This window comes from Microbacterium sp. NPDC091382, assembly GCF_044757025.1.
Taxonomy (GTDB): domain Bacteria; phylum Actinomycetota; class Actinomycetes; order Actinomycetales; family Microbacteriaceae; genus Microbacterium.
Genome location: NZ_JBIVUD010000002.1, coordinates 21,526 through 38,365 on the forward strand (window position 1 = coordinate 21,526; position 16,840 = coordinate 38,365).

The following is a 16,840-nucleotide window of genomic DNA, read 5'->3' on the forward strand; positions in this document are numbered from 1 at the left end:
GGTGGCGGTTCAGCCCGCGGGGGCGTCGGGGTCGGGTTCCGGTTCGGGATCCGGCGGCGGAATCTGGCGGCAGTCGACGGTCAGACCCGGAGGGCTCTGCAGCTCGGCGAGCGCGCCCGTCCACCGGATCGTATACGTGACCGACAGCGGACCGAGGTCACCCTCGCGCACGCTCTTGTCGACCGTGGCGACGTTGCGCCCGATGTCGCGGGGGAACCAGTCCCGCGCCGCCTCGTCGGAGCGGCAGGAGGGGAGGTCGTCGGTGGCGACGTAGACGGGCCAGTCGGCGCTGCCCGACTCGGGGACGATCGGCGTCTCACCGGAGCATTCCGCGTCGAACCCGAGGAACGTGTCGCACCAGACGGCGCCCCACCGGTCGCCCGGTTGGTTGAGTCGCGGCGCGAACGCATCAACGGACCGACCGTTGAGCCGGTAGCGCAGCTGTGCTCCTTCGAACGGCGGCTCTCCCGCGTCGCTGTGCCCGCTTGCCGCATAGGTGAAGCCGGAGCCCTGATCGCCGCGAGGGGTCGGTGAGACGGAATAGGTCAGCCGGCCGGGCACATCGACGTTGCCGGTCGGCCGGGCCGTGACCTGGTCGTTCGTGACGCCGAACCCGGCGGTGCCGTTGAACGTGCTCGTCACGCAGACGTGGATCGTCTTGCGCTGGAACGCCACCGCGTCGAATCTCTGACTGGACGAGCGGGTGTTCGGGGTGCAGGCGGGAGACTCGCTGAACCCGAACAGCGGCTCGGTCCCGGCGCTCTGTCCGGTGACGCGCACCGACACCGTCATCGAGTTCGACGTCGTCGTTTCGGACAGCTCGATCGTGGGCGCCCCCACGCCATGGGCGGAGAGCTCCAGCGCCCGTCCCTCGCTGGAACCGCCGGCGATGGGCGGCAGCTCGAACTCGGTGAGCGGAGTCGCGGTGAGCTGGGTCGGTTCGTTGGACCCGACGCGATAGCCCGTGAAGGTCGCCGTCCCCCCGCTGACCGGCTGCGTCGCGCTTCCCGCGACCCCACCGGCCAGTCGCACCGTACCCGTCGTGTCATCCAGTCCCGTCACCGTGACCGTCGCCAGGCCCCCTTCGCCGCCGTTCGGCTCCGGCTGGAAGGATGCCGCGGCGGGCCGCGCCGGGGGACGGTAGGCCCACGCCGTGGTCCGGACCGCTCCCCGCGAGGCGCCGACGTCGTTCGTCGCGCGAGCCTCGTACACCCGCTGCTCGCCGACCGGTGCGGAGATCGGTGCGCACACGCCCGAGGCCGGGCATGTCGCGACCTCCCGGCCGCCCGTCGTGATGCGGTATCCCTGGACGGCCGGGTAGGAAGCGGCATCCGCTGTCACCCGGAGACTCACCGTGTCCTCGCTGTACGCGGTCCACTCGACACGTGTGGGGTTCGCGGGGAGCCCTCGGAGGTCGAGGACGATCGACCCGTTGCGGTCGCCGCTGGACTGCCGCCCCTGAGCGTCTTCGACGACGAAGGTACCCGCGCAGCGGGCCGCGCCCTCGGCATCCGAGCTCCAACTGGCGCGCACCGCACGATCGCCCGCCGGAGCGAATCGGACGCCGTCGCAGTTGCCCGAACTGGCCGCACCGACCACGCGCAGGGGTGTTCCCGGCAACGGGTTGACCTCACCGTCGGCGCCGACCACCTCGATCGTGCAGGACGTGGTTCCGTCGGCCTGCGAACACGTCTTCACCGCGGAACCACCGCGGGGCAGCGTCGAGGGCGAAGGGCCGACGGTGAGGATGAGGTTCGCGGCGGCGGCATCGGGATGGCTCGGCAGCGAGATCGTCACCTGTTCCTCGCGCCCGGGGCGCGCTTCGTCACGCCCGGTCACCGTCACGACGGCGTCCTTCTGCGTGACCTCGAACTGGTCGCCGCGGTACGAGACGTCGAACTCGAGCGCGCCGTCGTCGGCAGCGCCCGCCCACCGCACCATACGGGTGAGGTCGAAGGTCTGCGTCTGCCCCGGGCGTACCCCGATCGAGGCGCTCCGCAGCGACGGCTGCGGTATCTCCGCCTCGATCCGAACGGGCACCGACAGGACGGTCGGGTCATCAGCGCCGGCCAGCCGTGCCGACACGATGCACGAGTCTGTCCACGGCGCACCGCGGCCTGCGCTGTAGCGGATGATGGTGCCCGACACGACGCGGCACGTCGCCTCCGATCGTGCGCCTGCGGTCTTCGTGCCGGCGCCGTCGAGCACGAGCGCGGCGTCGTCGGGGACGGCGACCAGGTCGGCGAGATCGACGTCGACGCTCTCGCCTTCGCGCACGAGGAGGGGCTCGACGCCGTTGCGGAGCGCGAGGCGGACCTCGTCCGTCCCCGGGACGCGGAGGAAGCCGTAGGTGGTGACATCGGTGCCGTCGAAGGCCGTCCCCCTCACCTCGAACGGGATGAGCCGGCTCTGCGCGGGCAGGTCGCCCGAGATCTTCCAGCCCGACACACGCAGATCGTCCGACGCGCCCCACAGCCGCAGTGTCAGGGACGACGGATCGCCGCCGGTCCAGGCGACTTTTCCGCTCAAAACGTCGACGCCGGTCGGGAAACGGTCCCGGTCCTCGATCGTCAGCACGGTGTCCGCGACGACGGGGTGGTCCGGCACCGGATCGCGCACGACCTTGACGACCAGCAGGCCGATCGCGGTGTCGCCGTCGGCGTTGGCGACTTCGTACGAGTAAGAGAAGGTTCCCAGGGCGGTTCCGGCCCGGATCGTCACGGCGGCACCGTCGACGCTCACGCGGTCGGCCAGCGCGTCGAATTCGGGGCTGTCCGCCGGGGCGTTCGGAACGACGTCGGTGAGCTCGAGAGCGCTGCCGAACGGGTCGACGTCGTTGTCGGCGGGCCGCACGACGACGGTGCTGTCCGCTCCCGCCTGCACCTGCACGTAGTCGCTGAAGGTCACCGGGCTGGGATCGCTCTGACCGGCGATCACGCCGACGCGGACCTCCCCGACGCCGGTGGCGCCTCGGGCATCCTTCACCTGATAGGCGAACCTCACCTGCCCGGATGCGCCCTCGCTGCTCGTGTAGACGATCGACCGCCCGTCGGCGGAGATCGTCGCCGACCCCCGCTCGGGCTGGGTCGTGATCGCGTCCAGCGCGACATCGTCGCCGTCGGGATCCACCGCGTACGGATCGAAGCGGATGCTGACGGACTGGCCCGCGACGACCCGCCCGACGAGGGTGCGTGGCACCGGCGCGCGGTTCTCGTCGCCGCCGGTGACGGTGACGGTGACGCGCGCCGTGTCGACGACCTCGGGGAAGCCCAGGCGGTAGATCGTGTAGCTCAGCGCATAGGTGCCGGCCTCGCGCGGCGCGAGGTAGCGGAGCATGCGTCCCGACGCGAAGGCGAGGCCACCCCCCGTCTCGTTGACGATGGACGAGGGATCGATGCCGACGAGGGCACCCGCGGGCGCCCGGTCGTTGTCGAGGACGGGGATGTCGACCTGCGTCCCGCCCCGGACCGTCACGGCGTCGTCGACCGCGATCGGCTGCTCCGCGGAGCCCGCGGGGAGGAGGATGACGGTGACCTCACCCTCCGCCGTCGTCGCCTCGCCGCCGTCCGTGAGCGTGTAGCGGACGACGCCCAGGCGCCCGGGGCGGCCGTCGTCGGTCGTCCCGCTGACGCGGAGGAGGCTCTGTCCCACGAGGTCGACACCGAGCGAGGCCGTCGGGTCGCTGTCGGGGCGGACGTCGTCGAGGAGCAGGACGAGCCCGGCAGGGTTCGCCGCCGCCGAGGCGACGTCGATCGTCGCATCCTCGCCCGGGCGGACGAAGGCGGTGAGGGGCGGTGTCGTCACGACGGTGTCGGCGGGGTCGCGGACCGTCACGCGAGCGAGCGCGGACGCCTCGGTCACGCCGTCGCGAACGGAGTACTGGACGACGTACGACCCCGCCTCGCGCGCCGTGAAGGTCATGCGCAGAGCTGAAGGCGTGGGGGTGACCGTGGCGCGCTCGGAGTCGAGGGCGACGAGCGATCCGATCGACAGCGGGCCCGACGCGCCCGTGACGTAGGGAGTGAGGTCGACGTCCAACGGTTCGCCCACGACGCCGGTCACCGCGAACGACTCGGCCTGGAGGTCGGGCGCGGGGGTAACCTGCACCGTGACGGCCTGCGTGGTCGTCGCGCCTCGGGAGTCCGAGACCACGACCGGAACAGGGATGCTGGCAGCCTCCGTCTCGCTCGGATCGGGATGCTGATAGGTGAACTCACCCTCGGGGGAGGTCGTGGCCGTCCCCACGGAGGGCGCTCCGTCGATCCCGGCGAGATACACCGGGTCGCCGTCGGGATCGACCCACCCTCTGAGGAGGTCGGCGGTCACGGTGCCCCCGGGTGCGACGGACAGGACCGGCCAGGTGGCCTTACAGTCGGGGACGCCGCACCAGACCGGAGGCGAGTTCTCCTCGTCGGGGACCACGCGGACCGTCACGGTCGCGTACTCGGACAGACGTCCGCCGGGCGAGGTCCCGTCGGTGACGCGATAGCGGAACGTGGCAGTGCCGGTCGCGTCGGGCGAGACGTCGAGTGCGATCTGCTGTTCGGCGCCGGTGATGCTGGCACGACCGAAGGCGGCATCCACCCCCTCGAAACCGCCCACGTCGATGCTGAGGACGTCCTCATTCGGATCATGATCGTTCAGGAGTACCGGGAGCAGGGCGACCGAGCCCGCACGCACACCGAACTCGTCGTCCACGGCGACGGGGGGCTTGGGTTCGAGGACCCGCTCCACGTCCTCCTCGGTGTCGGGGGCGGCTTCGCTCGTGTCCTCGGGACGCCACTGCTGCGACGACGGGACGAGCACGCCGTCGGGAACCCGCCACACCCAGCCGGACCCGCGGTCGTTGAGGGCGAGACGCGACCCGTTGCCGACGAACACCGGGTCGACCGCGTCGCCGATGGTCGCGCCGGCGTAGTCGAGGGGCACCGTCTCGTCAGGTCGCTCGCTGGACCAGAGGCTCCCGCCGCCGGTGCCGTCGCCGAGCCAGGCGGCGTTGACGGTCCGCCCGGACGGTGTCGGGACAGCGGGGGAGCCGAGGCCCGCGGACTCCACCGGCCGGTCCGCTGGCCCCGATTCGAGCGGCACACGCGTCATGCCGGTCGGGTCGGCGATGTACGCGGCGTCGCCGGTCGTCGCCGCGCGTTGGAGGAGGGCGCCGGGGAGCGGGGTCGTGCGCACCAGATCGTCGCGGCCGCGCACGGCGACGTCGCCCGTGGTGACGTCGTAGAGGACCCAGCGACCCCCGACCGCGCTCACCTGGGCATCGACCGGGGCGATCGGTGTCTCGTCCTGGCCGATGATGCGGCCTGTCGCGGCCTCAGCGCGGACGATGAGCTTCTCTGCGGCCGAGTACGCGTAGACGACGCCCTCGGCGTCGACCGCGACGGCGGATGCCGAGAAGCGCGGCGCCTCCTCGTCGGCGTTGCGCTCCACCTCGGCGTAGGGGTCGATGGGGGAGGCCGCGCCGCCGCCAGAGAGGGTCGCCCCGAAGACGCCGCCGCCTTCGGTCCGGTAGACGATCGCGTCTCCGGCCGTGACGATCTCGACCGTCCCGGCCGGCGTCGGTGCCGTCGCGTCATCGTCCTCGCCGGTCAGGTCCGCGGGTTGGGCGAGATCGACGTCCGAGAAGGCGGAGCCGCCCTCGCTGAACACGAACAGCCGGTCGGAGGTCTGCGCGACCTGGGTGCCGTTGACGACCTGCTTGACGGTGTCGATCTCGCCGAGGTCGAGATTGACCCGCGCGTAGCCGCTGCCGGCACCGGTCTGCAGCGCCCACACCGTCGGATCCTCGACCGGTGTCTGCTGCGCGTCGTAGCCCGGCCAGACGACAGCGAGCGTTCCGACGACGGCGACGATCGCCGTGACGGCACCTGCGCCGATCCAGGTCGACCGTCGCACGCGCGGCCGGTCGGTTCCCGAGCGTGCCATTCAGCCCGCCCCGCCGAGGAGGACGGCCGTGACCGCCGCGGCGGCTGCCGCGACCATGACGCCGGCACCGAAAACGAGGGCGATGACGGTGCCGCGTCGCATCCGGCGTGCGGGCTCCGCGCCCGCGAGGACCGTCCCCTCGTCGGGCCGTCGCGCTGCGGCGCTCCGACGGCGCTCTGGGCGGGACGAGGCGTACTCGACGGCCGGCCGCACCGGACCGCGCGGCAGGTCGTCGGCGAAGTCGACGGTCGCCCCGGCGGCTGCCCATTCATCCACGGCGACCTCGAGCGGGGTGTGCGGCACGCCCATTCGGTGCTGGATCACCTGGAGGTCGTGCGCGAACGCCGCGGCGGTCGGATGCCGCGCCGCAGGGTCACGGCTCAGGGCGCGCGCGAGCACGGCATCCAGCTCGGGTGGGACGTCGGAACGGCCGATCGGCGCGTAGGCGGCCTTCCGGATCCGGGACTTCAGCTGATCACGGGTGTTCTGCCCCCGACCGGGGCGTTCGAACGGGCTGCGACCGGCGAGGAGGGAGTAGACGGTGGCACCGAGGCTCCACACCTCTGCCGCGATCGACCCGGACACGCGTTCGTCGACGACCTCGGGTGCGGACCACGGCACCGACATCGCGAAGACCTCTTCGGTGTCGGGACGGGCCTCCACGGCGGCGGCGATCCCGAAGTCCGACAGGACGGGCGAGCCGAACGCCGTGACGAGGATGTTCGACGGCTTGATGTCGCGGTGCAGCAGGCCCGCTCGATGCGCCGTCTCGAGCGCGGAGCCGATCTTGACCCCCAGCTGCAGCACCTCCGCCACGGGAATCTCCTCACGGCGGTAGCGATGCGTGAGAGAGGTCGGGCAGTACTCCATGACGAGGTACGGTCTGCCGTCCGCTGACACCGACGCCTCATGGATGGTGAGGATCGAGGGGTGAGCGCTCAGACGCGCCATGACGTCGGCCTCGGCGTTGAACATCCGCAGCACGTTCTCATCGACCACGTCTTCGAGGAGCACCTTCACGGCGACGGGACGCCGCGGGAGGTTCTGTTCGAACAGGAACACGTCGGCGAATCCGCCCGTGCCCAAGGGGCGGACGTAGGTGAACCCGGAGATCCCGGGCGGCGAAGAGGGAAGCCGGCTGGACACGCGGTCGTTCATCCCCCCGTCGAGGGGTCGAGCGTGTCGAAGACGGCGGTCACACCGTCGCCGAGATCCAGTTCGGTTCCGACCGGTACCCGCGAGGCGGCGCCCCCGCGCAGCAGCGCTGCGGCGCCGGTGGGCGGTCGCACGATCGTCCCGTTCGTGGAGCCCAGGTCGCGCACCACCAGGGTGCTGCCGTCCAGGACGGCCTCGAGGTGAGTTCCCGAGATCTCCTTGTGCGGCGAGGACACGCGCTCTACACGGGCCTCCGGATGCTCGCTCGGCCGCGGTCCGCGGCCGAGGACGACGGGCCTGTCGAGGGGAACGGTGCGACCGCCGGGGAGCCGCAGGCCGTAGGAGTTCTCCGGCGGCGGCGTGCGGGAGCCGCGCCGCGAGCCGAACCGCGTGCGCTCGTCGGGGAGGTCTGTGCGGCGAGCGTCGTCGCGCAGGAAGTCGGGCAGCTCGAGGTCGTCCTCGTCCTCGAACAGGCGCGCGAACAGGCTGCGGTCGACGGAGATCGTCTGAAGGACGTCGATCTCCTCCTCGGTCGTCGACGGGGCGGGCGCGGGAGGAGCGGGTGTCGGGCCTGCGATGGTGGGGACGGCGACCGTCACCGGAGCGAGGGTCCCCGCCGGGACCTCGCCGGCCGCAGCGGACGTGACGTCGGCTTCCGGCTCACGTCCGGCGGGGAAGGGACGCCCCCACGACAGCTCATGGGCTCGCGTGACACCCAGGCCGAGAGGCAGCAGGTCGCCGCCGGCGGATCCTGTCCCGAGGGCGAGGCGGATGCCGACGGCCCCTGCGAGCGCCGTCTCGATCCACGTCCGCGCCTCAGCGCCGGACACCCGCGTGCGATCCGAGGTCTCGACGATCGCCGCGCCTCGCACGGCGACCCGCACCGGCTGTGCGTCGTCGTCGGGGAACTCGGCGACGGCGAAGTCCGGCAGGTCGTGGATCCCGCCGGCCACGAGCACGCTCAGGACGTCCTCGAGGACGGCTGTCTCGGCCACCGCGGCGTTCCACAGGCGCGCCACCATGCCCTCGGCAACGGCGGCGCCGAGCAGGATGGCGAATCGATCGCCGGCCATGGCGTACCCCGCCTCGGCGGCGAGCGTCGGGGTGGGGTAACGGAACACGGTCACAGCCTACTGATGGGCGGCGCTCAGACCCATCCGCGGAGCCAGTTGTGCATCCAGTAGAACTCCATGGGCACGCTGATCGCGGCCCACAGCGGGTACCAGAACACCGACACGGCGACGATGATCGCCGTCGCCGTCAGCACGATCCGCCGTCCCGCGAGCCGCGCTCCCGCTGCGTCCCGGCCCGATCCCCAGACGGCGCGCAGTGCGAGGCCGACCGCGAGGAGCATGAACGGGAGGACCAGCACCGTATAGAACTGGAAGATCGTCCGCTCGGGGTAGAAGAGCCATGGAACGTACGTCGCCCCGACACCGACGAGCACGATGCCGGCGCGCCAATCCCGGGTCCGGAGCCCGTGCACGACCATCCAGAGCACGGCGAGCACGCCGAGCCACCAGAGGAGGGGGTTCGGCATCGAATACAGGATCTCGATGCAGCCGCGCGCGCTCGCGCACCCGTCGACGCCGTCCGCCGTGTTGCCCACGTACATCGACGTCGGGCGCAGCAGGAGCGGCCACTGCCAGGCGGGGCTCGCATAGGGGTGCGACGAGGTGATCTGGGCCGTCGCCGTGTAGATCGTCTCGTGGTAGTGCCAGAGGTTCTGCAGCGGCAGAGGCACCCACGACCAGGATCCCTGTGCGGGAGTGCCGTCGACCGCGTGCCTTCCGTAGCCGCCGTCCGTCGTGAGCCAGCCGATCCAGCTCGAGAGGTAGACGACGACGGCGACGGGCACGAAGACGAGGAACGCCACGGCGCCCTGGCGGACGGCATCCGCAGGCCAGAAGAAGACGCCCAGCCGTCGCCGGGCCAGCGCATCGCTGACGACGGCGTAGACGCCCAGCGCCCCCAGCACCCACGCGCCCGACCACTTCACACCGCACGCCGCGCCGCCGGCGACGCCCGCCGCGAACAGCCACGGTCGCCACCAGAGCACGGGTCCCCACCAGGGCGCCCGGCCCCCGGCATCCCGTCGCTGCATCGCGTGCGCGAGCCGGTCGAGGTGGTGCCGCCTGTCGAGCAGGACGAACCAGAGCATGAGGAGGACGAAGAGGGTGAGGACGATGTCGAGGATGGCGACACGGCTCATGACGATCGCGAGCCCGTCGATGGCCATGAGGCCGGAGACGACCGAGCTGAAGACGATCGACCGGCTCAGCTGCCACGCGATGGCGTAGAGCACCAGGACCGCGAGCGTCCCGGCGAGCGCGACGGCGAAGCGCCAGCCGAACGACGAGGTCGGTCCGAACAGGGCCATCCCGGCGCCGATCAGGTACTTCCCGAGCGGCGGGTGGACCGCGAAACTCGGTTCCGTCTCGTAGATGCCGGTCTCACCGGCGGCGAAGCGCTGATCGGCGTCGTCGGGCCAGGTGGCGGCATAGCCGAGATTCCACTGACTCCACGCATCCTTCACGTAGTACGTCTCGTCGAAGACGATCGCGTGCGGGTGGCCGAGATTCCAGAACCGCAGGATGCCGGCGAGGATCGTGACGACCAGCGGCGCGATCCAGGCCGCCGCGGGGAGGGCGTTCACCCGGCGGAGAAGGGCGTCCACGCGGGAGTCCAGACGGGGACGCATCGAGAGCGGCGGCAGCAGTGGTTCCGCGGTCGAGCTCACGGCGACCAGCCTATGCTGGGGCGGTGCTGATCCTCGCCGCGACCCCGATCGGAAATCTGGGCGACGCGACGGCGCGTCTGCGCACGGCCCTCGAGGACGCGACGATCGTCGCCGCGGAGGACACCCGCACCACCCAGCGGCTCCTGCAGGCCCTCGGGATCGAGAACCGGCCGCGGCTGATCGCCCTGCACGACCACAACGAGAAGCAGCGCGCCGGCGAGCTCGTCGCACTCGCGGCAGCCGAGGACGTGCTGCTGCTCAGCGATGCGGGGATGCCGACGGTCAGCGACCCCGGCTACGCGGTCGTCGCCGCGGCCGTCGAACAGGGCGTCCACGTGACGGCGCTCCCCGGGCCGAGCGCCGTGATCACCGCCCTCGCCCTCGCCGGCCTGCCGACCGACCGGTTCACGTTCGAGGGCTTCGCACCTCGCAAAGCGGGGGAACGTCGGACGATCTTCGGCTCCCTCGCCTCCGAGGCGCGCACCATGGTCTTCTTCGAGGCGCCGTCGCGCCTGGCCGAGACGCTCGCCGCCATGGCGGAGGCGTTCGGCGCGGACCGTCGCGCCGCCGTGTGCCGCGAGCTGACGAAGCTTCACGAGGAGGTCGTCCGCGGCCCGCTCGGCGAGCTCGCGGAGTGGGCCGGGCAGGGCGTCCGCGGCGAGATCGTCGTCGTGGTCGAGGGGGCGAGCGTCCGCGCAGTCAGCGAGGACGACGCCGTCGCCCAGGTGCAGGCGCTCGTGGCCTCCGGCATCCGCTTGAAGGACGCGGCCGGTGAGGTCTCGCGGGAGACCGGGCTGCCCTCGCGAGACCTCTACCGTGCCGCCGTGGCGGCGAAGAAGCCGCTCAGCCCTTGACGGACCCGGCGGTCAGGCCGCCGACGATGTAGCGCTGCAGCGACAGGAACAGCGCCAGCACCGGGATGGAGGCGAGGATCGCTCCCGCGGCGAAGAGCCCCCAGTTGCTGGCGAGCTGGTTCGAGACCCACTGGTACATCCCGACCGCGAGGGTCCAGTTGTCCTCGGAGACGAGGACGATCTTCGCGATGATGTAGTCGCCGAAGGCTGCGATGAACGCCAGGAGGCCGACGACGGCGAGGATCGGGGTCACCAGCGGCATGATGAGGCGCCAGAAGATCTGTGCATGCGTCGCACCGTCGATCTTGGCCGATTCGTCGATCTCCATCGGGATCGTGTTGAAGAACCCGTACATGAGGAACGTGTTCACGCCCAGTGCACCGCCGAGGTATACGCAGATGAGGGCGATCTTGGAGTTGAGCCCCAGGACGGGGAACACCTCGCCGAGGGTCAGCAGCATGAGGAAGATCGCGACGAACGCGAGCGCCTGCGGGAACATCTGGACGATGAGGAGGGCCGTCAGGCTGATCCGCCGGCCGCTGAACCGGAACCGCGAGAAGGCGTAGGCCGCCGCCGCGCCCATGAGGACGGCGCCCGCCGCCGACGCGCCGCCGACGAGCAGCGTGTTGCCGTACCAGGCCCAGTAGCTCGTCTCGGTGAGGGCTGCGTAGTTGCCGATGTCGATGACGGAGAACAGGGCGTTCGCCGCCGACAGCGTGCCGCCGGGGTTGAAGGACGCCGACAGGACGTACACGAGCGGGAACATCGCATAGAACAGGAGTCCCGCCGCGACGAGGTACTTCCAGCCGACGTCGAGCATCCACCGCCTGCGCTGCGCGGGTCGGAGGGTCGAGGCACGGCGAGAGGACCCACCGGTCGTGATGGTCGCGGTGGTCGCGGGGGTGGAGGGAGCGGACATCACTGGTACTCCTCGAGCTTCTTGGTCTGACGGAACGCGAGGGCGGACACGGCGCCCACCACGATGAACACGAGGATCGACAGGGCGCTCGCGAGACCGTAGTCGGCCTTGCCTCCCGAGACTCCGGAGATGTCGTAGATCGCGGAGATGAGGATGTCGGTGTACCCGAGTGCGTACGGGGCACCCGGGATCGCGGGCCCGCCGGCGTTGAACATGTAGATGATCGTGAAGTTGTTGAAGCTGAACGCGAAGGAGGAGATCAGCAGCGGCGCCGTCGAGACCAGCACGAGCGGGAGGATGATCGCCCGCAGCTGACGGAACCGGCCGGCGCCGTCGATCGAGGCCGCCTCGAGCGCATCCTGCGGAAGCGCCTGCAGAGCACCCGTGCACACCAGGAAGTAGTACGGATAGGTGAGCCAGACGTTCACGAACAGCACGGCCCCGCGAGCGAGCCACGGATCGCCCAGCCAGTCGATGTTCGCGCCGCCGAAGAAGAGCTCGTTGATGACGCCGAACTCGGCGTTGAACATGCCGCGGAACAGCAGGGCGGACATGAACGCCGGGAACGCGTACGGGAGGATGAACAGCGTCCGGAGGATCTTCCGACCCCGCACCCGAGGATCGTTGAAGATGAGCGCGAAGACGAGTCCCATCGCGAAGGGGATGAGGACCGAGAGCACCGCCCAGACGAAGGTCCACCCGGTGACCAGTCCCAGCGTCTCGAGGATCGTCGGGTCGGTGAACAGCTTGACGAAGTTGTCGAAGCCCACGCTGACGACCCACCCGGTGGGAAGCGTCGTGCCGTCGCCGGCGACGAAGTTGCCGGTCGGACTCGCGGTGTAGACGAGGCCGGTCGCGCTGTCGGTGATCGTCTGCGTCTCGGCATCCCACGTCATCGTGGACTGGTAGACGGCACCGCTGGAGCCGTCGCGGGTGCGGATCGAGCCGTCGTTGGGATCGTCGGAGACGGGGACGCGGAGGTCGATGACGGCCTGCTGCGTCGCCTGGTCGCCGATGATCTGGTTGCGGGGGACGACGTTCCAGCCGGGGACCTCGGTGGCGGGTCCGGATGCGGGGGCGGGGCCGACGGAGCTGAGCGGCTCGTCGGCGGAGCCGGCCAGGAGCTCACCGTCCTCGACGACGGCGAAGCCCAGTTCGCCACCGCGTTCGACGACGGTGAGGGGGAGGGTGGGGGCGCCCTCGACGCGCCGCTCGCCCTGGGCGAGCGAGGCGGCGACCGCCTGCTCTTGCGAGCCGATGTGGCCGGCACCGTAGTTCGTGAAGGCGATGTACCCCGTGTAGAGGAAGATGAACACCTGGAACACGAGCAGGAACGACAGCCCCGGCAGCAGGTACTTCAGGGGCAGGGCGCGTTTGGTGAAGTACACGACGTCGGCTGCGAGGAGCAGGGCGACGGCGACGCCGAACACGATCCAGGACTGGGCCTGGAACGCGGCGATGATGCCCAACAGCCCCATCGCGTTGATGAGGCCCATGAGGACCAGCTTGACCAGGAACCCCCAGCCGAGGCCCGACCAGCGGCGGGCGTGGGACTCCGTCGCCGGCGGTGCCTCTTCCGGCAGGGTGGGGCTCTGCAGAGCCGTCATGTCGTCTCCCTCTCGAGGAAAGTGGTCTCCGGGGGCGGGGCGTGCCCGCCCCGCCCCCGGAAGCGTGTCAGCCGATGGTCTTCTCGAGGTCGGCGACCATGGTGGTCCAGGTGCCCTCGGGGTTGGCACCCTTGATGATCTGCACCTGAGCGGCGTTCCAGAGGTCCCAGACCGAACCCATCTCGGGGATGCTCGGCATCGGGCCGCCGTTCTTGGCCGAAGCGGCGAAGCCGGCGATCACGGGGTCGGACGAGACCTCCTCGGCGAGGTCGGACCAGGCCGGGATGCGCGGGTCGGCCTCGTAGAGGGCCTTCTGCGCGTCGTAGGTCGCGAGGTACTTGGTGACGAACTCCTGTGCGACGAGAGCGTTCGCGCTCTCAGCGCTGATGTAGAAGCCCTGCACACCGACGAACGGGGACGCGGTCTCGCCGCCGGCCGACGGGATCGGGTTCACCTTGATCTTCGCGCCCTGGTCGGTCAGCGCCTTGATGGCCCAGGGGCCCTGGATCGTGTAGGCGGCCTTGCCCGAGGCGAACAGCTCGTTGTTGGTGTCGTAGTCGATCGTGGTCGAGATCTCGCCCGAGCCCTTCTCGCCGTGCTCGCCGAGCCACGTGGCGAAGGCGGTTCCCGCGTCGCCACCCATCCCGACCTCGTTCGTGTAGGACCCGGAGGAGTCCTGCGTGAACACCGGGGCGCCGAAGGAGGTCTGGAGACCGTACATCGTGTACGCGTCGCCCTTCGCGTTCTCGGTGTTGATGACGAACGGACGATCGGCGCCCGACTTCTTGCCCGCCGCGATCATGTCGTCGAAGGTCGCCGGCGCGTCCTCGCCGACGAGGTCGGTGTTCTGGACGAGCGCGACGCTCTCGAGCGAGTAGGGCAGGCCGTAGGTCTGGCCGTCGTACGTGAAGGCGTCGGTGGCGACCTTCTCGAACTTCGAGGCGTTCTCGCCGAGGTCGACGGTCGCCACGACGCCCGCCTGCACGAAGCCGCCGAGCCAGTCGTGCGCGCCGATCGTGATGTCGGGACCCTTGCCGGTGGGCACCTGGTTGGTGAAGTCGTTGCGGATGTCGCCGAAGTTCTTCTGGACCAGATCGATCTTCGCGCCGGTCTCCTCCTCGAACGTCTTCGCGGCGGCCGTGATGGCGGGCTCGCGGTTCTCATCGGTCCAGACGGTGAGGGTCACGCCGCTCGCGTCGATCGGAGCCGCCGACTCGGGCTCCGCCGGGGTGGTGGTGCTGCTGCCGCCGGCGCAACCGGCCAGCAGCAGGGAGCCGGCCGCCAGTGCGGCGATGCCGATACCCATCTTGCGCATGGATCTTCCTTCCGGATGTGGTCGATCCGACTGTCCTCTTGCGAGGTCGCGCCGTCACGACCGGGGGTGTGATCGCCGCAGCCGAGTGGCCGGGGCGGTTTTCTCTCAGTGCTGTCGACGGTGTCCCGTCGTGGGGCGATCGGTCATCGATCCCCCAGGGGAGCTGAGTGCGCCAGGCGGACGACGGCGACGTCGCCTCCTGCCAGCACCAGCGTGTCCCGGACGTCGGTCTGCGCGAGCAGGTCGGTTCCGGTGGTCGTGAGCGACACCTCGCGGGTGTCGTGGTTGATCGCGATGAGGTAGTCCGCGTCGCTCCCTCGTCGCACGATCGTCTCCACGCCGTCGGGCGTGGCGGGGACGTCGACACCCGCATCGGCGTAGACCTCGCGCATGATGGCGCGGAGACCGTCGGCATCCGATCGGGTACTGATGTACCAGCCGACACCGTCACCGTGGACGTTCCGCGTCACGGCGGCGCCTCCCTCGGCGGGTCCGGAGGTGTACGTCGCACGGACGTCGGCGGTCGTGACGACGAGATCCTCCTGCCACACGTCGGCGGCGAACGACTCGCCGCCGAACCGGATGCCGGTGGCGTGTCCTGCGCGCAGGGGCAGGTGCTCCTCGACGCGGACTCCGAGCGCGTCCTGCAGCACGGCGCCGTAGCCGCCCGGGTGGACGGCGTCGTTCTCATCGACGACGGCTGAGAAGAACGAGACGACGAGCGTGCCGCCCTGAGCGACGTAGGCGGTGAGGTTGGCGGCATCGGCCGCGGTCAGCAGGTACTGCGCGGGGACGACCACGAGACGGTATCGCGAGAGGTCGTGGCCGGGCAGGGCGAAGTCGACGGTGATGTCGTCGCGCCACAGCCGCTCGTAGAACGCCCGGACGCGCTCGTCGTGGCTGACGTCCTCAGACGGGCGCCACTCGAGATCCTGCGCCCAGAACGATTCGAAGTCCCAGAGGACCGCGACGTCGGCCTCGACCCGGGACCCCTGCACCTCGGCGAGGCGCCCGAGCTTCGCGCCGAGGTCGACGACCTCGCGGAACACGCGGGACTCGGTCCCGGCGTGGGGGAGCATCGCGGAGTGGAACTTCTCGGCGCCCGAGCGCCCCGCGCGCCATTGGAAGAAGAGGATGCCGTCGGCTCCGCGGCCGAAGTGGCTCAGGGAGTTCCGTGCCATCTCTCCGGGGCGCTTCGCGACGTTGCGCGGCTGCCAGTTCACCGCCGAGGTGGAGTGCTCCATGAGGATCCAGGGCTTTCCGCGGCCGACCGAGCGGCTGAGGTCGGCGGCGATCGCGAGGCCGATCTCGCCCTCCTCGTCGGCTGCCCAGAGGTAGTGGTCGTCGGAGACGATGTCCACCTCCTCGGCCCAGGCCCAGAGGTCGACGCCGTGGTGCTGGTTGGCCATGAAGTTCGTCGTGATCGGCTGCGAGGCGTGTGCGCGGATCGCGGCCTTCTCGATGCGGAAGCACTCGCGCAGCATCTCATCGGTGAACCGGGCCCAGTCGAGCTTCTGTGCGGGGTTGATCGTCGAGGGCGCGGCGGCGGGTGCGCCCACGTGGTCCCACTCCTCGTAGTGCTGGCCCCAGAAGGCGGTGCCCCACGCGGCGTTGAGGCCCGCGATCTCGCCGTACTTCCCCTCGAGCCACCGGCGCCAGGCGCGGACCGAGTGCGGCGAGAAGTCCTCACCCACGGGGACGCCGTACTCGTTGTGGATGTGCCAGAGGACGACGGCCGGGTGGTCGCCGTACCGCTGAGCGAGCGCGCCCGCGATGCGGCCGATCGCCTCGCGGTACTCGGGCGCGGAGTGCGACACCATGCCGCGCGCGCCGAACCCCATCGACACGCCGTCCTTCGTCACGGCGCGGGCGTCCGGGTACTGGGCGAAGAACCAGGCCGGGGGAGAGGCCGTCGGGGTGCCGAGGTCGACGGCGATGCCGTTCGCGTGCAGCAGGTCGATGATGTCGTCGAGCCAGGCGAAGTCGAACTCACCCTCGCGCAGCTCCAGGAGCCCCCACGAGAAGATGCCGATGCTCACCATCGTGACGCCGGCCTCGCGCATGAGGCGCACGTCCTCGTCCCAGACCTCCCGCGGCCACTGCTCGGGGTTGTAGTCACCGCCGTAGGCGATGCCGTCCAGTCGCGGCCAGGCGGGGGTCGTCATGCGGCGGTGCCATCCTCATCGATCGAGTGCCACCGGATGTCGGGGTAAGCGACTGGGACCGGTAACAGGTGCGCTTCGAAGTGTAGGTCGGATGCCGCGCCCCACCCGCTCCCGTTATCGAACTGTGACCGGTCCCAGTCCCGATCTGCGGCGT

General features: G+C 70.7%; 9 protein-coding genes. 1 reads left to right on the top strand and 8 read right to left on the bottom strand.

Translation table 11 applies throughout. The features are described from left to right. Positions 1-9 precede the first annotated feature (9 nt). The 4 genes from ACIQLK_RS07560 to ACIQLK_RS07575 are packed head-to-tail and all read right to left on the bottom strand — an operon-like array spanning position 10 to position 9,826. The gene (locus tag ACIQLK_RS07560) at positions 10-5,931 is read right to left on the bottom strand and encodes an Ig-like domain-containing protein (RefSeq protein ID WP_400363923.1); all 5,922 of its coding nucleotides are present in this window, start codon (positions 5,929-5,931) and stop codon (positions 10-12) included. After that, a complete protein-coding gene (locus tag ACIQLK_RS07565) occupies positions 5,932-7,089 on the bottom strand; it encodes a serine/threonine-protein kinase (RefSeq protein WP_400363925.1) in 1,158 nt (385 codons plus the stop codon). It lies immediately after the preceding gene. Then, the gene (locus ACIQLK_RS07570) at positions 7,086-8,207 is read right to left on the bottom strand and encodes an FHA domain-containing protein (protein WP_400363926.1); all 1,122 of its coding nucleotides are present in this window, start codon (positions 8,205-8,207) and stop codon (positions 7,086-7,088) included. Before ACIQLK_RS07570 ends, ACIQLK_RS07565 begins: the two co-directional genes overlap by 4 nt. 26 nt (positions 8,208-8,233) lie before the next feature. Next, positions 8,234-9,826 (bottom strand): dolichyl-phosphate-mannose--protein mannosyltransferase, encoded by a 1,593-nt coding sequence (locus ACIQLK_RS07575; RefSeq protein WP_400363927.1) that lies wholly within the window; start codon positions 9,824-9,826, stop codon positions 8,234-8,236. 23 nt (positions 9,827-9,849) lie between these two features. Here ACIQLK_RS07575 and rsmI point away from each other — a divergent pair, with 23 nt between their 5' ends. Continuing rightward, the gene (gene rsmI, locus ACIQLK_RS07580; protein WP_400363928.1) at positions 9,850-10,680 is read left to right on the top strand and encodes a 16S rRNA (cytidine(1402)-2'-O)-methyltransferase; all 831 of its coding nucleotides are present in this window, start codon (positions 9,850-9,852) and stop codon (positions 10,678-10,680) included. Here the strand turns inward: rsmI and ACIQLK_RS07585 are convergent. The 4 genes from ACIQLK_RS07585 to ACIQLK_RS07600 form a co-directional block, all read right to left on the bottom strand. Beyond that, positions 10,670-11,599: a sugar ABC transporter permease gene (locus ACIQLK_RS07585; RefSeq protein WP_400363929.1), complete on the bottom strand. Its 930-nt coding sequence runs from the start codon at positions 11,597-11,599 to the stop codon at positions 10,670-10,672. The two genes, rsmI and ACIQLK_RS07585, sit on opposite strands and share 11 nt — an antisense overlap. Then, positions 11,599-13,206, bottom strand: a complete 1,608-nt coding sequence (locus tag ACIQLK_RS07590) for an ABC transporter permease subunit (RefSeq protein WP_400363930.1) — start codon at positions 13,204-13,206, stop codon at positions 11,599-11,601. The genes ACIQLK_RS07585 and ACIQLK_RS07590 overlap by 1 nt, the downstream gene beginning before the upstream one ends. A 67-nt stretch (positions 13,207-13,273) precedes the next feature. Continuing rightward, entirely contained in the window at positions 13,274-14,521 is a 1,248-nt protein-coding gene (locus ACIQLK_RS07595; RefSeq protein ID WP_400363931.1) for an extracellular solute-binding protein, read from the bottom strand. A 143-nt stretch (positions 14,522-14,664) separates the two neighbouring features. Continuing rightward, positions 14,665-16,686 (bottom strand): beta-galactosidase, encoded by a 2,022-nt coding sequence (locus ACIQLK_RS07600; protein ID WP_400363932.1) that lies wholly within the window; start codon positions 16,684-16,686, stop codon positions 14,665-14,667. Between the last annotated feature and the right edge of the window lie 154 nt (positions 16,687-16,840).

Bases quoted from the DNA above. Each gene is read 5' to 3' on its own strand.
- ACIQLK_RS07560 (WP_400363923.1), bottom strand. From the start codon at position 5,931: ATGGCACGCTCGGGAACCGACCGGCCGCGCGTGCGACGGTCGACCTGG.
- ACIQLK_RS07590 (WP_400363930.1), bottom strand. From the start codon at position 13,206: ATGACGGCTCTGCAGAGCCCCACCCTGCCGGAAGAGGCACCGCCGGCG.
- ACIQLK_RS07600 (WP_400363932.1), bottom strand. From the start codon at position 16,686: ATGACGACCCCCGCCTGGCCGCGACTGGACGGCATCGCCTACGGCGGT.
- ACIQLK_RS07595 (WP_400363931.1), bottom strand. From the start codon at position 14,521: ATGCGCAAGATGGGTATCGGCATCGCCGCACTGGCGGCCGGCTCCCTG.
- ACIQLK_RS07585 (WP_400363929.1), bottom strand. From the start codon at position 11,599: ATGTCCGCTCCCTCCACCCCCGCGACCACCGCGACCATCACGACCGGT.
- ACIQLK_RS07565 (WP_400363925.1), bottom strand. From the start codon at position 7,089: ATGAACGACCGCGTGTCCAGCCGGCTTCCCTCTTCGCCGCCCGGGATC.